This window comes from Kineococcus indalonis (genome assembly GCF_009906395.1).
In the GTDB taxonomy this organism is placed as follows: Bacteria; Actinomycetota; Actinomycetes; order Actinomycetales; family Kineococcaceae; genus Kineococcus; species Kineococcus indalonis.
On the sequence record NZ_JAAALM010000561.1, the window covers coordinates 1 to 2,462 of the forward strand.

Genomic DNA, 2,462 nt, shown 5'->3' on the forward strand with positions numbered 1-2,462 from the left:
GTCCAGGGGGTGGCCGTCGAGGGGGTGGCCGTCGAGGGGGTGGTGCCGCACCGCGGCATGCTGCCACGACGCCGCACCGCCGCACGCCCCCGGACCGCCCCGGACCGGTGCGCGGCGGGCGGCGGTGCGGCTACCTTGCCCCCGTGCTCGACGAGCGGTGCGGCGGCCCGGTGCGGGACGCGCGGGACGACGCGCGGGACGCCCAGGGGGCCGGGCGGCTCGTGGACGGGCGGGTCCTGGCCGACCTCGCCCCCGTCATGCTGTGGTCCACCGACGCCACCGGCGCGTGCACCTCCGTCAACCGCCGCGTGCTGGAGTTCTTCGGCTGCACCGAGGACGACATGCTCTCCGGCCGGTGGCGCTCGATCCTGCACCCCGACGACGCGCCCGCCTACCTGCGCGAGTTCGAGGCCGCCACCGCCGGGCGGCGGGGCTTCCGCGCCACCACCCGCGTGCGCGGCGCCGACGGCTCGTACCGCTGGATCGAGACGACCGCCGAGCCGCTGCTCGACGCCGACGGGCGCTTCGCCGGCCTGGCCGGCAGCAACCCCGACGTCACCGACCGGCTGCTGCGCGGGCGGGCCACCGCCTTCGCCGCCGAGCTCGGCGACGTCTTCGCCCGCGCCGACGAACCCGCCGAGGTGACCGACCGCGCCGGCCGGCGCCTGGTGGACCACCTCGGCCTGGCCCTGCTCGTGCTCGCCCCCGCCGACGGCCCCGGCGGCGCGAGCCGGGTCGCCTGGGAGCACGGCACCGGCGACGGGGCGGGGGAGGAGCACGTCGAGGCCGTCCAGGAGGGCGGGCGGCGGCTGTTCACCCTCACCGCCGCCAAGCGGCCCGGCGAGGCGTGGCACGAGGAGGAGCTGCGCCTGCTGCGCGAGGTCGCCCCCCGCCTGTCCCTGCACCTGACCCGCGCCCGCGCGGCGCAGGAGGTGCGCCGCCGCTACGACGAGGCCCGCGCCGTCGTCGCCCGCCTGCAGGCGGCGCTGCTGCCGGCCGCCCTGCCCGTGCTGCCCGGCCTGGACCTGGCCGCCCGCTACGTGGTCGCCGGGGCCGGGCAGGGCGCCGGCGGCGACTGGTTCGACGCCGTGGTCCTCGACGGCGGCCGCGTCGCCCTCGTCGTCGGCGACGTCGTCGGGCACGGCGTGCTCGCCAGCGCCACCATGAGCCAGCTGCGCGCGGTCCTGGGGCAGCGCCTGGGCGCCGGCGCGGGCCTGCTGGAGGCGGTCGCCGACGTCGAGCAGGTCGCCCGCCGGCTGCCCGGGGCGGCGGCGACCACCCTGTGCGCGGCGGTGCTGGACCCCGCCGCCGCCACCCTGGCCTACGTCACCTCCGGGCACCCCGCGCCCCTGGTCGTGCGCCCCGACGGCACCGCCGCGCACCTGGAGCAGACCGCCGGCGGCCCGCTGGCCGTCGCCGGCGAGCGGGCCGTGCGCACCGCGCGCCTGGGCCCCGGCGAGCACGTCCTGCTCTACACCGACGGCCTCGTGGAGCGGCCCGGCCGCTCCCGCGCCGCCGAGCGCGAGCTGCTCGCGGGCGCCGCCGGGCGCGCCCTGCGCGCCGCGCTCGCCGGCCCCGGCGAGGCCCCGCCCACCGGGTCGCCCGCCGACGCGCTGTGCCGCGCCCTCGTCGGCGAGCTGGCCGGCGCCGGCGCCCGCGACGACGTCACCGTGCTCGTGGCCGGCCCGCGCACCCCGCCCGGGCCGCTGCGGGCGGACCTGCCCGCCGAGCCGCGCTCGCTGGCCGAGCTGCGCGCGCAGCTGCGCGACTGGGCGGCCCCGCTGCACCTGCACCCGGCCGAGGCGCGCACCGTGCACCTGCTGGCCGGGGAGGCGGTGGCCAACGCCGTGGAGCACGCGCACGACCGCGAGCGCCGGGTGCACGTCCCCGCCGCCCGGCGCCGGGTGCGCGTGGGCGCCGACGTGGACGGCTCCGGCGTGCTGCGCCTGGTCGTGGCCGACGACGGGCGCTGGCGCCCCCCGCGCGAGCAGCCCGGCGACCGCGGCCGCGGCCTGGCCCTGCTGGGGGCGCTGGGGCGCCTGCGCGTGGACGCCACCGAGCGCGGGACGGTGGTGTCGGTGGAGCGGGCGCTGCAGCGGCCCGTGGAGGTGGACGTGCCCGGCCCGGCCGAGGCCGCCGCCGCCCCGGGGGAGCAGGGGCACGAGCCGCCCTTCGAGGTGCTGCCCGGCGGCGGTGCGGTGCTGCGGGTGCGCGGGGCGGTGGACCTGGCCAGCGCCCCGGACCTGCTCGACGAGCTGCGCCGCGCCGCCCGCGGCGGGGCGGTGCGCCTGACCGTGGACCTCTCCGGCGTCACCCACCTCGCCAGCGCGGGGGTGCAGGCGCTGGTGGAGGCCGCCCGCGGGGCGGGCGGCTGGGAGCGCCTGGACCTGCTGGCCCCGCAGGGCGGGGCCGCGGCCGCCGTGCTGGACCTGGCCGCCCTGCCCCACCGCACCTCCTGAGCC

The 2,462-nt window shown here is 81.6% G+C and carries 1 protein-coding gene; it reads left to right on the plus strand.

Translation table 11 applies throughout. The features are described from left to right. The first annotated feature begins 143 nt into the window (after positions 1–143). A complete protein-coding gene (locus tag GTR00_RS18865) occupies positions 144–2,459 on the plus strand; it encodes a SpoIIE family protein phosphatase (protein ID WP_166613104.1) in 2,316 nt (771 codons plus the stop codon). The last annotated feature ends 3 nt before the right edge of the window (positions 2,460–2,462 follow it).